This is a genomic window from Leptospira sp. B5-022 (genome assembly GCF_000347035.1).
GTDB classification, from domain to species: Bacteria; Spirochaetota; Leptospiria; order Leptospirales; family Leptospiraceae; genus Leptospira_B; species Leptospira_B cinconiae.
Map to the genome: position 1 here is coordinate 138,502 of NZ_ANIJ01000047.1, position 17,140 is coordinate 155,641.

Sequence of the window (17,140 nt, forward strand, 5' to 3'; positions counted from 1 at the left end):
AATCGAATATTTTGGGGTGTAATCCCAGAAATAAAAACCCGGAGAGATCGACCTGGTATTCGATCTTTCTCTCCGGGTCGTAGAGAGTTAGAGAGTGAGGATATACTCCACTAGATCATCCACCTCGGTTGCAGAGGCGGAACACCATGGGTGAGGAGCTGCAGGCATCCCGATAGGCTGGGAAGTTCCCAACTCTTGAGGGCCGTATTCTCTTCTCATCTTTTGGTAATCCCAATAATACCAATCCGGATCCCAAGGAACAGTTACGAAATATTTATGTCTTTCGATGAATCTGTTTCTCTTAATACCCGTGTCATTATTAGGTGATTTGAAAACTCGGAACACGTCTGACTTTCTGTTTTGAGGAGGATAAGGTTCCGGATGATCCGGTCCACCTAAAGCAGGAGAAACAGGCGCGTGTAAGGTATAGTACTGGTTGTATAAAGCGGACCCTTCCGTGCATCGAGCAGGATTGACCAGGTCTTCCAAATTACGAACGTGACCGTCGCTCAATAAACCTCTGTGCTGAACCCAATACATGTCCCTTAAGAATGTGGCCCGAATGGATTGTTGATGCTTATGATAGATGGTGGGTGCGAAAAATCTTCCCACTTCGTTCAGCTTGAACATCTTTTCGTTCGAGTTCAGTCCTACTTTATCATTATGACAAGATCCGCAATCTCTTTGGAAGGTAGCCTTTCCTCTGGCAACTGCCGCAGCAATACCGGGTTGGCTTTCCCATCCGGCTTGGACGAAAGCTCCTTCTCCAGGATCTGAGCCGGTCTGAGCAATCAGTTTTCCTTTGGATTTCAACCAACGATACATTCCAACTTGTCTTAGGGCCTTATCATTTTGGTCTAGCTTGGTCATGTAAGCGGTAAGAGCCTGAAGTTCTTTGGCATACATTGCACCGGTAGCTCCGTCAGGCTCTTCGGAATGGATATACGATCCTTCGAATCCAACATAGGATTCCGTGTGAGAAAGAGATCTTCTGATCCCCATATAGTTGGTAACGTTCGGAATAGCAATCGGAGAGAACTCGTAATCGTTATCAGTTTCGCTACCTTCTCCTTTTATACGGATCAAGGAATGTTCTCCGGCTCCTTGAGGCATAACGTAGACGATCATGGTTTTATCCACGTCTTTAGAGGAAGAATCGAAACTTGGTCCCGGCTCTTTCTCTTTAATTCCTTTAAATTCCCCTAATAAAGCCCATTTCATGGACCATTTAGGATTCGGAAGTCCAGGGATCACTTTGGTTACTGTGTTACCTGGAGAAGCCTCATACGAGATCTTGTAACCATGGCAGGAAGCGCAGTTGAATCCGATCCATTCTCCGTTACCGGTGTATGGATGAGATGCTTCCGCATATCTATAACCTGCCCAACCGCTATTTTTAGTATTCCCTTTAAATTTTTGTTCCCCGCCTAAAAGCCCTGGTATAGGAGTAGGCTGCGGATAACGATCGAAATACACATTGTCGATAGCTACGGAAGGGACTTGGCCCGCGACCGTTTGGTACGCTCCGAATAGAAGAAGCGGATCAGCCGTGTATCCAGTAACTGGATCTTTCGCCTGGTATGCGAAAATTTTCTTCCAATCCAGATTTCGGACGGCATGAGCCACTCCGATATTAAAGTCGTAAGACCAGAATATCTTTTCTCCTAAAGCGATGATGGAAGAAAATCCGGGATTATTTACGTTTACTTGTAAAGGAACTGTTCCTTTCGCATCGCTTAAGATAGAAACAACATCACATTTATGTTTGAAATCTTCATCGGTGACCCTTCGAGTCTGGGCATCGATCACGTTATGTGGTTGTCCCGGATGAAGTAAAGAATCGTTATATCCGACTCTTTTTTGGATCTGAACTACCAGAGGGCCCGAGGTTGTGTGTTCCGGGACCTTGAATTGGATCTGATTGTCCGTCCAAGCAAGAATATACTTGCTCCAACTATCCAAAGGTTCGTCCACTTCGAAGTTCACCTGTTTGGTGATGTCCAGTCTCTGTTCGAACATTCTTAGGTCGGTTTCCAAAATCCTGGTATTCCCGATCATAATTTTAGAAAAATCGATCTCAGGTCCGGCTCCGAAACCTGTTCCTCTAAGTGTGATGGTTTGGCCAGGGCTGAAAGTAGGGGTAGGGTACGCCGGCCCATCCGTTACATCCTGCCAAACAAGATTTCCATTCACCAACACCGATTGTAGTACCGGCTCCGGGAAAGAAGATGCGGATACTGCGCGAATTCCTTCTCGGATCGGATCAAATTTACATACTTCTTCCTGGTTGGGGAATTCGGTAAAAATTCCTACGGGGCAACCCGCAGCTAACACAGCCATCCCTAACAAGGCGTACCGCAAATAACGTTTTGCGGCACGTATTCTTTGCATTTCCATTTTTCCGCTCCTTAGTCCGGAATTGGAAATCCCGGATCAAGTTCTGGCAGAGAAGAATACTCCATAAAAAAAATCGGGTCGTCCGAGACATGAAATTCGAACGTTCGAGTTTCATTATTCGAACAGTTGTGTAAAAATCGAAACTTATAAAATAAGTAAAATATAAGAGAGAGGAAGATTTGGTTTTGATAATTTAAGATAAATGCAAGTGTTCGAAATAAAAATTTTCCACTTATTTTATTGGGTCCCAAATCGTTCTATCATTCATTTCGGATGAGAACACTTGACAAGCCTAGGTATTTTCTTAATATACCGCTTATGTTAAATCCCGAAGTGGTCACTCCTCTATTCTACTTCGGAAGCGGCCTATCCTTTTTATTGGTGGTCCAAAAATTAATACCACCTATAAAACGCAGAGAAGACAGGATTGGAGCCCTTCTGTTTCTTTCGTTGGGGATCATACTATTTACGGTTGCGAATGCAGTCTTGGAAATTGACAGGACTTATCCGCATGCGATCTTCTTATTACTCACTTCTTTTTCGGCTATCGGGCCCTTATCTTTGCTATATACACATTCTTTGATATATCCGAACCAAACTTTGTATCGGGATATCCGGCTCCACTTTCTTGTGCCTGGTCTTTTTTTATTAGGTGAAATACTTTTTTTCGGAAGGCCTTGGGATTCCATCATTTCCGACCTGGGAGATTTTAGAAATATTAGATATAGACATTATCTTTCTTGGGGATTTTTCCTAACGACAGCGCTCACTACCGCCTACTTCGGATTTAGATATAGGATGTTATTAACAGTGATCTCGGTTCCGGAATTAAAGTCTCAGATCAGATTTATCTTCATTCTGGCAACCATCACAATGTTTGCAATGTATTCATTGGTTTTCGGATTTATGTTCGGGTTGGATGTATTGTTTAGGATCGGTGGACTTCTTGTGACCTGCATCGTTACCCTTCTGTTTTTGGCCCCTTCTAGATATCCGGACTTTTTTGCTCCATTGACCAGAGAAGTACGAAAGAAGAAGTATGAAAAATCTCTTCTGATCGGTTTGGATCTGAACTTATTGGAACTTAGGATCCAAGAGTTGATGAGAGAAGATAAACTGTATCGAGATCCGGAACTAACTCTTCACTCTTTATCCGAGGATTTGGGGATAAAACCGTACCAGTTAACCGAATTTTTAAATGAACATCTGCAAACTGGATTTCATAATTATATCAACGGTTTTAGAATAGAGGAAGCCGTCAAACTTCTGGAAGATAAGCCGGATCAGGACATTCTTTCTATATGCTATTTTGTGGGATTCAATTCCAAATCATCTTTTAACGACGCATTCCGAAAAGTAACGGGCAAAACTCCTACTCAACTTCGTCAGAAAAAGTCGGAGGCTCCTGAAAAACAAAAGTACCATACCACTCGCGCGGGAATTCCTTTAGGAAAGGGACTAGGCGGTATGGTGGAATTGGGAAATTCGGATCGAATATCCGTAAAAAATCGACCGATCAAGGCTGAAAATCGGTGAATAGAAGGATCCAATCTTCTCCATTTCTATCGTACCAATCTTTTTCCGAATAATACGTCCCACCCAAGGTCTCTATTACTTTTTTCATATACGGTTCGCCTGGATCAAAGTCCTGGGCATCCAAAAAGATGGATCCTCCCCATTTTTTCTTGGCCTGGGTATGGGAGAATACACCTTTTAGGGATTCAATTCTTTGGTTATTCAAAGGGATCTGGTATTTTTGACAAAGCTCATGCACAAGTTTTGAGACTGCCGTAGTTTGAGCGGGATTTGCAAGTAACATCTCGGTATCCTTGCCAACGATCTCTATTTGGAAACAATTTCGGTTAGTGCCGGTAGCGGCAGCAGCCATATGAAGCGGAGAATCCAGTAATTGATACATTTTTCCGTCTTTATCCGCCAGGAAGGTGGCAGCCAAATTCCGTTTTTCTAATACTCTTAGAGTGCCTTCATAATCGTTGATTGCAGTGAAGTGTAATACGATACAATCGGCGGTAATTGCACCTCTATAATTGTATTTTAGTCTTCTTTCTTCCGGAACCAGTCCGTCTGTTGTTTTTTCGATACTGTCCAGTTCCGCCCTGGGAGTAGGGGTGATACCTCTGCCTTTATCGTAACTCGGTTCTTTTATCTCTCCGTTTTGTCCGACGAAAGGTTTTTCCTTTCGGAGCACCCATTCTCCGTATCTATCCTTCCATTCCATTTCGGAAAAGTAGGAGCCCTTTAGTTCTTCCAGGAGAGCTTTTAATACATTTTCGTTTCCGCAATCGCTTCCGTTTAAGAAGCCGCCGAATTTTTTTTTGGCCTGGCTATGCGTAAATATTCCGGATCGCGAGCCCACATCGAAATTTGTAACAGGGATCCCGAATTCTTGGGCAGTTCTTGCGATCGTATAGAGCAAAGATTTTTTCTGAGCCGGGCGTTTGAGTATGTCCTCCTTATCTCCTTCCCAGGAAATATGGATCATACTTGCGTCCATTTTTGGAGCCGCTTTGATGAGCGAGGTTCCGGGATCTTCTACCCCGTAGATTTTTCCTTTTTTATCTACGATATAATGTACGAGCCATCCTGAATTTGCGCTTTTTGTAATATATTCTTCACTGGAAAGTCCCTTGGTATGGTGGAGCAATATTCCGCTCACTTTCGTTTTTTTGCGAAGTGTGGATAGAGAAATTACACTTTTGTCCTTAGGTAATAACGGAGAGAGCGGATGAATAGGAGAGGCTAACTCTGCGATGGAAAAGTTCGTTTCCGGAATAGAGGTGCAAGCGGATATTATACAGGCTGCGAATATGATAAGGACAGTTCTCAACATCCTTTCTCCGTTAGTTTTTCTTTTAATAAAGAAAGGTCGGATCTGACTCTTTCTAAAATGGATTTCGCTTTAGTATGTTTGTTTAGAAGATCCTTATATTCCGGAACTGCGCGGTTTTTTTCCTCTCCGAAGTCGGGCTCTAAAGGAAGTGTTTCCAGATCTCTAAGTGCTGATTCTGCATCCGTTCTGATCTTGGTCCAATTTGAAGTGTAAGAAGAATAGATCTCTTTTGGTAGTTTGTCCTTGGAAATCTTGATACGTTCTTCCATTTGAGGAAGGTCTATCTTTAGAAATTCGCTTAAAGCCTGGGAGTCCTGGACCAGTTCTTCTAAAATTCCGCTTAAATGTTTTTCGAGAGCCTGTCTTTGGGTGTGAATAGCCTTTTTGGCCCTTCTGAAAATCCGAAACATTGCCAAGGAGGAAAGTATGAGAACCGACAGAAAGACCCAAAAGGAAAACTTGGAAATTATCCAACGGAATCCGGGAGAATCGAACCATTCCTGTAAATAAAAGGCGGAGATTCCCAAAGCCAATAGGATTAAAAATAATACGAGAGCAAAAATTCGCCTCATCTCTTTCTCATTTAGGAAAAGGTTTTCTTTCTGTCAAGGTCAAGACGAAGCTTCTTGGAGCCGAAACTAAATAGTGATGGATGCCTCTGCGAATCGTTTCCCTTCTTCTTCCCGCAAATCCGACCCTCCTAAAGTCGTGAACCTTGGATTTTATCGGATCAAAAAAACTCTAAGGGAAGAAGGTTTCGAAGTGGTGGAAAAAGCGGACGGCAAGATCACTTTAGTGCTTAGAGTGAAAGACTGAGTCACAGAAAAGGACGCGGAGAGATATTAAGAGGCTCTGAGGTGTTTCGCACAGATGACACGGAGATCACAGACAGCTTTTATTAATAACCATTCACTAATCTAGTAATCCCGTTTTTTAGCAATTTCTCATTAAAATTAATAAGCAATCCATATCGTAAATTCATCAATCGCAGGTATGTAAGTGTTTGTTTTGCATGAATCGGAAGGATATTTTCCACGGACTTCACTTCTACTATAATCCGATTTTCTACAAGCAAATCTACGCGAAAGGCATTCTCTAAAATAATATCTTCATACCGAAATGTTATATTTTTCTGCCGATCGACCTGGAGATTTTGCTTTTGTAATTCTTTCTCTAAAATGAATTCATAAACAGATTCAAATAAACCTGGACCTATGTCTTTATGTATTTTTAAGGCAGAGCCGATGATAATCTCTGTGATGTCGTCGATTTTTAGACCTTGCATATGAACCTCCAAAAATGCAGGTCTTCACACGTTTATTCTGATTGTATTTTTTCTAGTATCTCCGTGATCTTTGTGGTCTCTGTGCGAAAAAAAGACTAAGAGCCGGATTCCTCTAACGTAGGCAATTCATCCGAAAATTCTTTCGGTTCCGGTTTTTTCGGGACCAACGTATCCCCACAGCTTTTTTTGAGTAGAGAATCTATTTTAGATTTTTCAAGTGAGTGGGGAAGGATCCTAAGATAAATCCTATAATTGCGGACCGCTCCCGGACAATATCCTGTCTTTAGATATAAACTTCCCAATAATCTTCTGGCTCCCGGATGAGCAGGCTCATGTTCTATGATCTTGGTGGCGAGTCTCATAGACTTGTCCGGATTTGTTTTTGCATTCTTCTTGGCTTCATCCCAGGTTTTGATCAACTCTTCTTCGTATAAATAATAGAGTTGGTTATTTCCCATCTCCAATACTCGGAATACGATCGCGTCTTGGGCTCCGCTCTTACAGACTCCGAACCAGATATCTTCTCCGCTATCCGTCATTTTGTTCCCGCGGACTTTGATTAGATCGCTTCCGTCCAAACATCCTGCCATCTCGTATATATCTCTCATGGCGGCAGGTGAAACTGCGAGTAATACTCTCAGTTGGTTTGCGTAAGATGCGATATCGTCTTCGGGCATTGCGTCTTCCGGGTTGATCACATTGGGAGAATCGTTGAATATTCGAAGCTTGATGGAGGATTCTAAGACCCAATCCGGTAGATCTAAACTTTTTAAAAATGCGTCTTTGGGTTTCCAAAAAGATCGGATTGTTTCACAAGAAGAAAGGGTGAAAACCTGGATTCCGACAAGGATCAGGAATATGCAGAATTTGGATTTGGAAGCTTCTTTTCCGGTTGCCACTCAGGGTAACTTGTGTTTTCTCGATATAAGAAGCAACCAGGAAACAGATGCCTCAAGAATTGAAAGCCAAGCTGGACGGAAAGGGACAAAAACATTGTATTGTTGTCTCCCGTTTTAACGAATTCATAGTCGAAAGCCTTTTGAAAGGTTCTCTAGACGGACTCCAAGCGACAGGGGTCGAAGATAAAGATATCACAGTGGTACGGATCCCGGGAGCTTACGAACTTCCGATCGTGGTCTCCAAAGCCGCTCAAAGTAAAAAATACGATTCTATCATTTGTTTAGGCGCAGTGATCCGAGGAGCTACCGCTCATTTTGATTTTGTGGCCGGAGAATCCGCCAAAGTGGGTTCCATCGGAGTGCAATATTCCGTGCCTGTAATTTTCGGGGTTTTAACTACGGATACAATTGAGCAAGCCATCGAAAGAGCCGGTACCAAGGCAGGTAATAAGGGCTACGAGGCGGCTTTAACTGCGGTGGAAATGACAAATCTACTGAAACTTCTTTAATCATGTCTTCTTCCAGAAGGAAGTCCAGAGAGATCGCGTTAATGGCATTGTACCAGTTGGAACTGGTAGATTCCGCATTGTCGGAAGTCCTGAAGTTCCGTTGGTACGACAAAAAGATCGAAACGGAAGAAAGGGATTTTGCCGTTTCTATCATAAATGGTGTTGTGAAAAACGAGGAAACAATCGATACTCTCATCAAGAAGTACTCGAGAAATTGGGATTTTGCCAGAATTTCCCCGGTGAACAAATGTATTCTACGTTTGTCCATTTATGGGTTATTGCATTCCAAGGAAATTCCGCCAAGGGTCACCATCGACGAGGCGGTCGAGTTGACTAAGGAATTTGAAAGTGAGAATTCGGTCCCTTTTATAAATGGGATCCTGGACTCCATCCTTCAGTACGAGACGAACCGACATGGAAAACCCGATCCGCAAGAACCGAATCTTCCTGGAGACGGAAGAACCTAAACCTTCTTATTATTACGGAGACGAACCGGAAGAGTTTCGTCCCAGACGACATTATAATCCGACAGCATTTGCTTGGGGGGCACTCGCAGCGTCCCTTCTTCTTTTGATCGGTCTTGCGATTTGGTATTCTTTTTTCAGAGAAGGAAAACCGGGTTTCGGAACCGGTGTTGCAGACGGTAAATCACCTCTTATGCCTAAGGGAAGTCTTGCCCAAGAATTACAAAGACCTTATCTTCCTGACGGCACAAATAATCCTCTTCTAACTAAATGTGTTACTTTATATAAACAGAATTATAGAAAGCAGTCCTTCGATTATTGCACTGAATTTTTGACGGGGCCGGCCACAAGCCAGGAGAAGTCATTGGCCTTAACGGTTCTCGGAGTGATCTACGACGAAGATGGAAGATTTCCGCAAGCAATCGATTCGTTGCAGAAGGCCATTACTCTCGACGGCAATAACGTATATGCGTATTATAATTTAACGTTAGCTTATGCTCATAGCGGTCAAAATTCCGCAGCAAGAAGCACCGCTTTAAAAGCAAGGGAGATTGCGCCTAACGATCCGCGGATCGCCCTTATGGCGGGGAATCTTTTTAACGAGATCAATGATCCCGACGCAGCGATAGATGCGTATAAACAAGGACTTTCTTCTTCTCCGGACGATCCTTATCTGACCTATAACCTTGCATTAAGTTATTTTAAGAAAGGAGAGATCCCGCAAGCGGAAGAACATTTCAAACTTGTGGTGATGAGAGCAAGAGGCGGAAAACTCGCAGCTCTTTCCAATTCTTATCTGGGAAATATTTCTTATAATCGAGGAGATTATGTTTCTGCGGAACATTATTTTAGAGAAGCGGCAACCATAACTCCGAACGATGCAAAGGCATTGTACAATCTTTCTATCGTTTTGAAAAAGAACGGTAAATTGGAAGAGTCCGTAAAATATCTGGAACTTGCCAACCAAGCCGGCTCTAACGATCCTGAATTATTTCGTTCTATTGCGGAAGGTTTCGAGCAATTGAACCAAGGTGAGCAATCCATCAATGCGCTCCAAAAAGGTCTGAAGTATAATCCGAACAATTTGGATCTTCTCTTCCAACTTGCGGAAACCTATTATAATAAGGGAGACCTTCTTTCCGCGGAAGAAACGTACCGAAGGATCGTGGACTCCACACCAGGAGATAGTTTTACAGAAACTGCATTATTAAATTTAGGCGTCGTATTAGACCAAATGGAAAGATACGGAGAAGCGATTACCTATCTGAACCGAGTCTTGGATCTAAATCCTAAAAATGCTAAGGCGTATTATAATTTAGGCCTGGTTTATAAACACACGGGCAACGGAACCCAAGCCATCGAAAATTTCCGTAAGGCATCCTATTTGGATCCGGATGATATTAAACCTAAGGAAGCCTTGGGTGATTATTATCTGGAAAACAAATTTTATAGGGAAGCGATAGAAGAATATTCCGCACTTTTTAAACAAAAAGAAGATTACTACAAGGTAGCCCTAAAACTTGCGGAAGCATACATGGGCACTGGAGAATCTTCCAGCGCGGAAAAGATCCTGTTACAAGTCTTGAATAGATCTAGGAACGCAGGTGAGCTCAAGCAGGCTCATAAAAAATTGGCACTTCTATATAACAAGTCCAAGGATCCGGATATGAAAAATAGAGCGAAGGACGAAGCATATCGTTCCGCTCATATGGATCCGGAAGATTACGAAGGGCGCTTAGTTCTTTCTAAAATCCTGTTGGATTCGAATTCCGTTCTGGATCGTGAAAAGGCGATCGAAGAGTTGACCGCGATCGTAAGATCGGAAGTAAAACCTAAGACTGCATCCACCGCTTATAATTATCTGGGAGTCGCATTTTATAAGAACGGAGAATATAAAAAGGCGGTTCGTTCCTTCCAAAATGCAATAGACTTAGATCCATCAAATACGGAAGCTTACGATAATAAGCGTGCCGCAACGGCCGCGTTGGAGGATTCCTCCAAGAGGGACGGTCTTTTCTGAAAAGAATTCCATTCTTTTTTCTGGTTCTAATCTTCACTTTCAATTTCGGCGGGAATATTTTCGCCGAAGAACAAAAGGATCCGTTTAAGGAATCCGTTTTTTCCAAAGGAAGATCCCAGGCTAAAGCAATCTCCGAGATCAAATCCAAGAACCGTTTGGATTTGGTAAAAGAACTTCCTAAAATTATTTCAGAACCGGATGCAAGAGAAGATAGTATCTTCGCATCGATAGCGCTTTTTGTAGAATTGGAAGATTTGGATTCTCTTGCTCCCAGTTGGGCAAACGAACTTGACACGGTTTTTAAAACCACTCGAAACACGGAGATCCAAACTAGGATCTTAGAACTCGCAGACCGAAAAAAGGAAAAAAGACTGATCTATGCAGTAATTGCGGGACTCACTCATACTGATTTTGAAGTGAGACAATCCTCTTACAGATATGTGCAAGGGATCAAAGACGATAGGGCGATGCCTCATGTTTTGGATCTTGCAGTTTCCACTAATCCGGTATATAGGGAATATTTTTTAGAGTCCGCTATCTGGATCAAAGACGAGAGGGTCCAGAATTTGATCGGTAAATTCGCAACGGACGATATTCCGGCTCTTCGTAGAAGATTTTTTACAGTATTAAATAAAACAAATACTCCGGATAACCGCGGAAATATTCCGAGAATGGCTGCCTCCGATCCGGATGAAGATGTTCGTCTTCACGGTTTGGAAATCCTCAAGAATAGAAAAAGCAGGCAGTATATTTCACTTTTTTATAAAGGGATTACAGAGCCGAACCCGGATTTGAGAAAGATCTGCACGGAAGCTTTGTTTTACCTGAACGATAAACAAGGAGCCAAATCGGTTTCGGAACAGTTAGTGAAAGAAACTGTTCCAGGACTCAAGGCCAGATTGATCGATTTACTTTTGGAACTTGGTGCTCACGGCGGCGGTCAGGGGTTACTGACTGTTTTGGACGGAGATAAGGATCCTGGTCTTCGTTCTCGGGCTGCGGAAGTGATGGGAAAATTAGGATTCAATCCTGGAACGTACGAACTCAAACGTATCTTCGAGAAAGAAAAAGTAAACGATGTAAAACTTTCCCTTCTAAAAGCATTAGGAGAACTCAAGGATAAAACTTCCGTTCCGGCTCTCATTTCATTTGCTTCGAATAATAAAAAAGAATACCTTCCTCTTCGTTTGCAAGCTGTCGATACTGTTCGGATCATCGGTGATCCGGAATGTTTGCCTGCGTTATTTGATGCGTATGTGATTGAAAAAACTCCTGAAGTGAAATCCGAAATGGAAAAAGCGATTAGAGAGATTATTTCCATTAAGGTCTCCAAATAAGAGGCGCGGAGGGGGAGTTGAGACACAAGGTGTTCTCACACAGAGACACGAAGTCACGGAGAGTTTAGGGAATGCGAGTTGTACTTCTTCTTTTATTATTAATCGCTTCCTGCAAAACTACTTTAGAGCGCAAATATATTCAGAACGATTCCTGGGAAAGGAAAGAAGGAAGAGCGGAACGTTCTGAAAGAGAAAGAGGCGCCTATGATGTTCGGGTATGGGAAGTTCGGGGCGAACTTTTAAGAAATATATTAGAAGATCCTAATAACAATACGATCCCATCCAATTCCAAAGAGAGCATTTTGGGGTCCGATTTGGGTTGGGATCCGAAAGGGAAGCGGGTGTTCTTAATAGATATTCGCTCTAATACGATTTATCGTCCCGTCGATATTTTGGGAGAGATCGGTATTCGTTTAGGAGAATGTGAAGGAAAGGATAAGATAGAATTTCCTTACACATACTATTTTTTCCCGGTAGAAAAAGGCGGAGGAAAAGACGGTAAGAATCAGATCACCAAATACAAATTCGAAAATTCTAAATCTTCTTCCTCGACTACAAAAGTGAAGCCTAAAAATTCTTATGAAGAAGAAACCAAAAAGGTGTTAGCGGCATTTCCGGAGTCCTGTTTTCAAAAAGGTCCGAATCCGTTGGAAGTTCAGATCCTGGGTTATGAACTTTTTACTTTTAGATTTTTGTTCGAGTATTAGAGTGGGATGTTGGAATTCCAACGTGTGATGGCGCGCCCCCACCCTGCGTTGGGATTGGGGGGAGTGGCCTGTGGGAGAGCTCGTTCCCCTCTATCATATTTCACTAAAACTTACAACAATATTTCCTACCGCTACTCCGTGTAGGAATTCCAACAAAGTTTCTCTCTAAATATACTGCTTCAGATATTCTTTCCCTTTGAGATGGCTTGGATATAAAATTGGAAATTCCGCACCTGTACGTTTTCTTTTCCTACGATATGCCTTACTGGATTCAGTATAAACTTCGTATTCTGATTCCACTCTAAATAGAAGTTTTTCCCAGAATAGGAAGTGATTGTCTATGAATTCTTGTCTGATGTCCTTTGCCCTGGAGGTTAGAGGACATTTAGTTTGGAATTCCTGCATAAAAACCAATCCCACCAGAACTCCTCTTGTGTCTAAATATGGTTCTAAGGGAAAAGTCCTACAGCTGATGGAGCGGTTTTCTCTTTCACAATGAGCCACTCCTTTACATTCACAAAACGTAATTTTCCTGTGATCATATACGGCAAAATCCTTTTTTTCTTCCCTAGTCATCGGAACATACGCTTTCCATAAGTCCGTTCTTTTGGATAACATTTCGTATTCCGCTTTATACAATGCAGGGAGTGCGTTGTCCGCCTGGCAACATACGGGAATCCCTCCGTTTGAAGGAGCACATAAACTTCCACAGTTGTACTCGGTTACTTCTTCTTGAAGTAAGGTATAATAGTATTGTATTTCGTCTTCCGTTAATGCTTTAGGATCCGATGTCCGAGACTTCTTCATTCTGCTCTATTTCTCTTTTTTTCTCTCTTATTGTGATCACTTTTTCCAGATAGAATACTCGAAATAGCATATATGCCGTTCCCAGAAACGTGCAGGAAAATAAGAGTCCCCATCTACGATAGAAAAGGTCTGCGCTCGTGGAGAGCCAGCCGTTTTTTTGGAATACTACAAAAACGAGAGAGGAAAGCACCAATATTGCAAAACAAGCCAGTATAAAATATACCGTAGCCCTAAAGATCCAGAGTTTATCTTCTCTTTCATATTTTAGCATTAGGAATTGTTTGTATAATCTTTCGTATTCCTTAGGCGTGGAAATTTTTTGGACCTCGAAGTATCTTTCAAATTCTTCCGGCACTCCTTCCGGATCCGGAAGCACTAATTCATAATCTAAGGAAGAATCGTAACGTTTGCGCCGAGTGGGATCCGACAGATGATAGTATGCTTCCGCACCTTCTCTCAATTCCGAGTCCTTCCAGGGTACCCAGGAATGTTCCTTTAGACCTTGTACATATCGATAAAAACCTTCATCCACAGCTTGGGGAGAGGCGTCTCTGGAAAGGCCCAATAATACATAATAGTCCGTTTTGCGGCTGAGTCCTGTTCCTGATCGATTCATCTGATTCGTCTTAAGAGGATTCTGATTCTGATTATGATCCGATTCCAGCAGGAAAGGAAACTTTTTTTTAAGGTTTCGAGCGGGTTGACAGGGTCTTTACTTCTCCAAAACTGGGCCTATGAGCGTTCTAGAAGTAGAAAAAAAGGCCGGTAAGGTTTATATAGAAACTTATGGCTGCCAGATGAACGAGTACGATTCGGGTATCGTGTCCAGTTTGATGCAAGGCGCTCAGTTCGAGACGGTTTCCGATCCTGAACTTTCTGACGTTATTTTTTTAAATACTTGTGCGATCCGTGAAAATGCTCATGCAAAAATTTACGGAAGGCTCCAAAGTCTCGGTTATCTGAAAAAAAGAAATCCGGACTTGGTCATCGGAGTCTTGGGATGTATGGCCCAGAATTTGGGAGACGATCTATTCCATCAGGAACTTCCTTTAGATCTGGTGGTCGGTCCGGATAATTATAGAACACTTCCCGAACTTATCCAAACAATTCGCTCTGATAAACAACCCGTTTCTTTGACCCGTCTTTCTAAGATCGAAACTTATGACGAAATAGAGCCAAGAGTTGTAAACGGCATTCAGGCATTCGTAACCATCATGAGGGGGTGTAATAATTTCTGCACATTCTGCGTGGTTCCTTATACAAGAGGAAGAGAAAGAAGCAGAGATCCTCATTCTATCGTAAGAGAGACCCGGGATCTTGTAGCCCAAGGCGTAAAACAACTTACTTTGCTTGGGCAAAATGTGAACTCTTATAAGTCGGAAGGTGTGGACTTTACAGGCCTTGTTCGTCTTCTATTAGAAGAAACTGATATAGAAAGAATCCGTTTTACTTCTCCTCACCCGAAAGATTTTCCGACTCATCTTTTAGAACTTATGGCTGAGAATCCAAGGTTCTGTCCTAATATTCACCTTCCATTACAGTCCGGAAATACGGATGTATTGGAAAATATGAAAAGAACTTATTCCAAAGAGGAATTTTTGGAAGTGGTGGATCGGATCAAAACGATCGTTCCGAACGTCGGCCTTACTACTGACATTATCGTAGGTTTTCCCGGCGAAACGGAAGAACAATTCGAAGATACATTGGATATGGTCCGCAAGGTCGGATTCGACATGGCATTTATGTTCAAGTATTCGGAGAGAGAAGGTACTATCGCCCAGAAAAGATATCCGGACGACGTACCTGAAGAAGTTAAGGGAGAACGTCTTACCAAGTTAGTCGATCTTCAAACCTCGATTTCTTTGGAACAGAACAAAGCCAGGATCGGAAAAACGTTCCCGATCTTGGTGGAAGGTGCTTCGAAAAAATCATCCAAGGAAGCTTGCGGTCGCACACCTTGCGGAAGAATGACGGTTTTTAAAATTCCGGAGAATGTTAGCGTTGAATCTCTGATCGGAAAAACGGTCTCTGTAAAAATCAATTTTGCCACTAGCGCCACTCTTAAAGGAGAGGTGATCGAGTGAAAAAGATCTCCCGTACTTCGGGAGGCGATTCCTCTCCAAAAAAAAAGAAGTCCGAGGCAGTTCATCGGACTGATACCACAGGTTTCGGAACGGAAGCTGCCGGAAAAGTAGCGGAAGGAAAAGATTTACGTTCCGTAAGGGTGCATAACGTTGCGGATCTTCCCCCCGGATTTTTTGTTCATACGGACAGGGAAAAATTCTGGAGATGGATCCCGATCTTGGACCGGTATATTCTATCCGAAATTATTCCTTCTTTCTTAGTCGCACTTTTATTTTTCACAAGCATCTATATGGCTATCGCACTTAAAAGTATGATCGGTCTTTTTGTGGGGAAGGGTGTGGATCCTTTCCGGCTTCTGGATTATTTCGGCTATCTGTTGGGGAACATTCTCCCTACAACTGCTCCATTGGCTTGTTTGATGAGCGGGGTGATGGCTGCGGGGAGGCTATCAGGTGACTCGGAAATTACCGCGATACGTTCCGCGGGGATTGGATTCTCTCGGATTTACGTGGTGTTTGTGGGGTTCGGCATATTCTTAGCTGCTATCGTTGCCTACTTGTGCTTCTATCTTTCTCCGATCAATACCCGAAAAATGACGGAGTTCAATAAATGGGTTTTGGCTTATAACCCTCTTCTTGCATTAACTCCGGGACAGTTTGCCGGTGATCAGGTGCAGAATGCAGGTTCTGAAAAAGCGATTGCGATGTATACGGAAGGTGTGAACGCGAAAACGGGAGAACTTTCCGGAGTTCAGATCCGTGAATGGACTGTTTTTATTCCGCAAAACCAAGATCCCTTTCTTCTTTCCATGGGAGCAGCTAACCGTCCTATTCAATTAGGAGAATCTTATATTACACAAATTATTTCCGCTAAAAAGGGTACCTTGGTGGAAAAAATGGGACCTGATGGCGAATTCGAAAAATCCATCCGCTTGAAGGACGCTTGGATCTTGGAATGGGATAGGGCTAAACAACAATTTTCGGTGGGAGATCTCCGCAAAGGGGAGATGGATTATAATATTCCGAAAACCGAAGAGAAAAAAAGTCTAGTCATCAATGTGGATCCGGGTTCATTCACTTTATGGACATTGATCGATATCAGAAATAATATCAAAGCGGGAAGATTGGAAAGGATCCCAGGACTTGAAATTTTACAAGAGATGGGAATTCCTTCGGATGGATCGGAAAATCTAAAAGATAGAGTATTGCGGCTTCAATTGGAATTGCCAAATATCATGAACGATCCAACGATCTCGGATGCTCAAAAATCCCAGAGTGTTACGATCGTTCTTCAGTTGACTACTTTATTAAAAGAGGCCAAAAAAAGAGTCTCTCAATTCGATGTGGAGATCCAGAGAAGATACGCAATCCCTGTTTCTTGTATTATTTTTTCCTTAGTCTCGTTACCTTTAGGCCTTGTAGTGAAACGGTCCGGAAAAGGGATGAGTTTTACAATGGCGGTGGTTTTGATCATTGTGTATTGGGCGCTTTTCACATTCGGATCGAATATTTCCGAAAATTCCAAGTTCCCGGTTTGGCTAGGACCATGGAGTGGGAATATAGCGATCGCGATCATTGGTTCTGTTGTTATGTTAAAACGAACCGATATGCGTTTTCCGCCCGCTGTAGTAAATTTCTTTCAGATCTTAGCTAAGTTCTTTTCCCCGGTTGCCCTCGTTTTCGCCCGGATGGAAGGACCCCTTTCTTTCCTAAAAACAAAATTGACAGAGGGACTCAAAAAATTATCCTTATGGAGAAATCGATAAAATCGTTACTGATT

Annotated in this window: 16 protein-coding genes; 9 read left to right on the top strand and 7 right to left on the bottom strand. The window is 42.6% G+C overall.

Going from position 1 to position 17,140, the window contains the following annotated elements; translation table 11 throughout:
- Positions 1-87: 87 nt before the first annotated feature.
- Positions 88-2,391 (bottom strand): hypothetical protein, encoded by a 2,304-nt coding sequence (locus tag LEP1GSC192_RS16875; protein ID WP_020771456.1) that lies wholly within the window; start codon positions 2,389-2,391, stop codon positions 88-90.
- 324 nt (positions 2,392-2,715) lie between these two features.
- Here LEP1GSC192_RS16875 and LEP1GSC192_RS16885 point away from each other — a divergent pair, with 324 nt between their 5' ends.
- Entirely contained in the window at positions 2,716-3,933 is a 1,218-nt protein-coding gene (locus LEP1GSC192_RS16885) for an AraC family transcriptional regulator (protein WP_020771214.1), read from the top strand.
- On the opposite strand, the gene LEP1GSC192_RS16890 is transcribed toward LEP1GSC192_RS16885, so the two are convergent.
- Together LEP1GSC192_RS16890 and LEP1GSC192_RS16895 are read right to left on the bottom strand one after the other, a co-directional pair.
- The gene (locus LEP1GSC192_RS16890; RefSeq protein ID WP_020771082.1) at positions 3,914-5,248 is read right to left on the bottom strand and encodes an N-acetylmuramoyl-L-alanine amidase; all 1,335 of its coding nucleotides are present in this window, start codon (positions 5,246-5,248) and stop codon (positions 3,914-3,916) included. The genes LEP1GSC192_RS16885 and LEP1GSC192_RS16890 overlap by 20 nt on opposite strands.
- Entirely contained in the window at positions 5,242-5,820 is a 579-nt protein-coding gene (locus tag LEP1GSC192_RS16895) for a hypothetical protein (RefSeq protein WP_020771352.1), read from the bottom strand. The genes LEP1GSC192_RS16890 and LEP1GSC192_RS16895 overlap by 7 nt, the downstream gene beginning before the upstream one ends.
- A 73-nt stretch (positions 5,821-5,893) precedes the next feature.
- Between LEP1GSC192_RS16895 and LEP1GSC192_RS19860 the strand changes: the two genes are divergently transcribed.
- A complete protein-coding gene (locus tag LEP1GSC192_RS19860; protein WP_157186931.1) occupies positions 5,894-6,064 on the top strand; it encodes a hypothetical protein in 171 nt (56 codons plus the stop codon).
- An 82-nt stretch (positions 6,065-6,146) separates the two neighbouring features.
- On the opposite strand, the gene LEP1GSC192_RS16900 is transcribed toward LEP1GSC192_RS19860, so the two are convergent.
- Both LEP1GSC192_RS16900 and LEP1GSC192_RS16905 read right to left on the bottom strand, forming a co-directional pair.
- A complete protein-coding gene (locus LEP1GSC192_RS16900) occupies positions 6,147-6,533 on the bottom strand; it encodes a GxxExxY protein (RefSeq protein WP_020771309.1) in 387 nt (128 codons plus the stop codon).
- 95 nt (positions 6,534-6,628) lie between these two features.
- Complete coding sequence (locus LEP1GSC192_RS16905) at positions 6,629-7,432, bottom strand: hypothetical protein (RefSeq protein ID WP_020771296.1); 804 nt, start codon at positions 7,430-7,432, stop codon at positions 6,629-6,631.
- A gap of 47 nt (positions 7,433-7,479) precedes the next feature.
- Here LEP1GSC192_RS16905 and ribE point away from each other — a divergent pair, with 47 nt between their 5' ends.
- The 5 genes from ribE to LEP1GSC192_RS16930 all read left to right on the top strand — a co-directional run bounded on the left by ribE (position 7,480) and on the right by LEP1GSC192_RS16930 (position 12,469).
- On the top strand, positions 7,480-7,941 hold the full coding sequence (gene ribE, locus LEP1GSC192_RS16910; protein ID WP_020771361.1) for a 6,7-dimethyl-8-ribityllumazine synthase: 462 nt from the start codon (positions 7,480-7,482) through the stop codon (positions 7,939-7,941).
- A gap of 2 nt (positions 7,942-7,943) precedes the next feature.
- Positions 7,944-8,408: a transcription antitermination factor NusB gene (gene nusB, locus LEP1GSC192_RS16915; protein ID WP_020771510.1), complete on the top strand. Its 465-nt coding sequence runs from the start codon at positions 7,944-7,946 to the stop codon at positions 8,406-8,408.
- Positions 8,356-10,425, top strand: a complete 2,070-nt coding sequence (locus LEP1GSC192_RS16920; RefSeq protein ID WP_036090799.1) for a tetratricopeptide repeat protein — start codon at positions 8,356-8,358, stop codon at positions 10,423-10,425. Before nusB ends, LEP1GSC192_RS16920 begins: the two co-directional genes overlap by 53 nt.
- Positions 10,426-10,481: 56 nt before the next feature.
- The gene (locus LEP1GSC192_RS16925) at positions 10,482-11,762 is read left to right on the top strand and encodes a HEAT repeat domain-containing protein (RefSeq protein WP_369750282.1); all 1,281 of its coding nucleotides are present in this window, start codon (positions 10,482-10,484) and stop codon (positions 11,760-11,762) included.
- Positions 11,763-11,833: 71 nt separating this feature from the next.
- Positions 11,834-12,469, top strand: coding sequence for a hypothetical protein (locus LEP1GSC192_RS16930; protein WP_020771444.1), 636 nt, complete (start codon positions 11,834-11,836; stop codon positions 12,467-12,469).
- A gap of 165 nt (positions 12,470-12,634) precedes the next feature.
- On the opposite strand, the gene LEP1GSC192_RS16935 is transcribed toward LEP1GSC192_RS16930, so the two are convergent.
- Positions 12,635-13,276 carry a hypothetical protein gene (locus tag LEP1GSC192_RS16935; protein ID WP_020771097.1) on the bottom strand — a complete coding sequence of 214 codons (642 nt, stop codon included), beginning with the start codon at positions 13,274-13,276 and terminating at the stop codon, positions 12,635-12,637.
- Positions 13,248-13,892 (bottom strand): hypothetical protein, encoded by a 645-nt coding sequence (locus LEP1GSC192_RS16940; RefSeq protein ID WP_020771254.1) that lies wholly within the window; start codon positions 13,890-13,892, stop codon positions 13,248-13,250. Before LEP1GSC192_RS16940 ends, LEP1GSC192_RS16935 begins: the two co-directional genes overlap by 29 nt.
- Positions 13,893-14,010: 118 nt before the next feature.
- Between LEP1GSC192_RS16940 and miaB the strand changes: the two genes are divergently transcribed.
- Complete coding sequence (gene miaB / locus LEP1GSC192_RS16945; protein WP_036090804.1) at positions 14,011-15,360, top strand: tRNA (N6-isopentenyl adenosine(37)-C2)-methylthiotransferase MiaB; 1,350 nt, start codon at positions 14,011-14,013, stop codon at positions 15,358-15,360.
- Positions 15,357-17,126: an LptF/LptG family permease gene (locus tag LEP1GSC192_RS16950; RefSeq protein ID WP_020771445.1), complete on the top strand. Its 1,770-nt coding sequence runs from the start codon at positions 15,357-15,359 to the stop codon at positions 17,124-17,126. The genes miaB and LEP1GSC192_RS16950 overlap by 4 nt, the downstream gene beginning before the upstream one ends.
- The last annotated feature ends 14 nt before the right edge of the window (positions 17,127-17,140 follow it).

What these genes read in the sequence shown, in the direction of transcription:
- LEP1GSC192_RS16875 (WP_020771456.1), bottom strand. Translation starts at nt 2,391, where the DNA reads ATGCAAAGAATACGTGCCGCAAAACGTTATTTGCGGTACGCCTTGTTA.
- LEP1GSC192_RS16900 (WP_020771309.1), bottom strand. Translation starts at nt 6,533, where the DNA reads ATGCAAGGTCTAAAAATCGACGACATCACAGAGATTATCATCGGCTCT.
- ribE (WP_020771361.1), top strand. Translation starts at nt 7,480, where the DNA reads ATGCCTCAAGAATTGAAAGCCAAGCTGGACGGAAAGGGACAAAAACAT.
- LEP1GSC192_RS16895 (WP_020771352.1), bottom strand. Translation starts at nt 5,820, where the DNA reads ATGAGGCGAATTTTTGCTCTCGTATTATTTTTAATCCTATTGGCTTTG.
- LEP1GSC192_RS16935 (WP_020771097.1), bottom strand. Translation starts at nt 13,276, where the DNA reads ATGAAGAAGTCTCGGACATCGGATCCTAAAGCATTAACGGAAGACGAA.
- LEP1GSC192_RS16930 (WP_020771444.1), top strand. Translation starts at nt 11,834, where the DNA reads ATGCGAGTTGTACTTCTTCTTTTATTATTAATCGCTTCCTGCAAAACT.
- miaB (WP_036090804.1), top strand. Translation starts at nt 14,011, where the DNA reads ATGAGCGTTCTAGAAGTAGAAAAAAAGGCCGGTAAGGTTTATATAGAA.
- LEP1GSC192_RS16940 (WP_020771254.1), bottom strand. Translation starts at nt 13,892, where the DNA reads ATGAATCGATCAGGAACAGGACTCAGCCGCAAAACGGACTATTATGTA.
- LEP1GSC192_RS16890 (WP_020771082.1), bottom strand. Translation starts at nt 5,248, where the DNA reads ATGTTGAGAACTGTCCTTATCATATTCGCAGCCTGTATAATATCCGCT.
- LEP1GSC192_RS16920 (WP_036090799.1), top strand. Translation starts at nt 8,356, where the DNA reads ATGGAAAACCCGATCCGCAAGAACCGAATCTTCCTGGAGACGGAAGAA.
- nusB (WP_020771510.1), top strand. Translation starts at nt 7,944, where the DNA reads ATGTCTTCTTCCAGAAGGAAGTCCAGAGAGATCGCGTTAATGGCATTG.
- LEP1GSC192_RS16885 (WP_020771214.1), top strand. Translation starts at nt 2,716, where the DNA reads ATGTTAAATCCCGAAGTGGTCACTCCTCTATTCTACTTCGGAAGCGGC.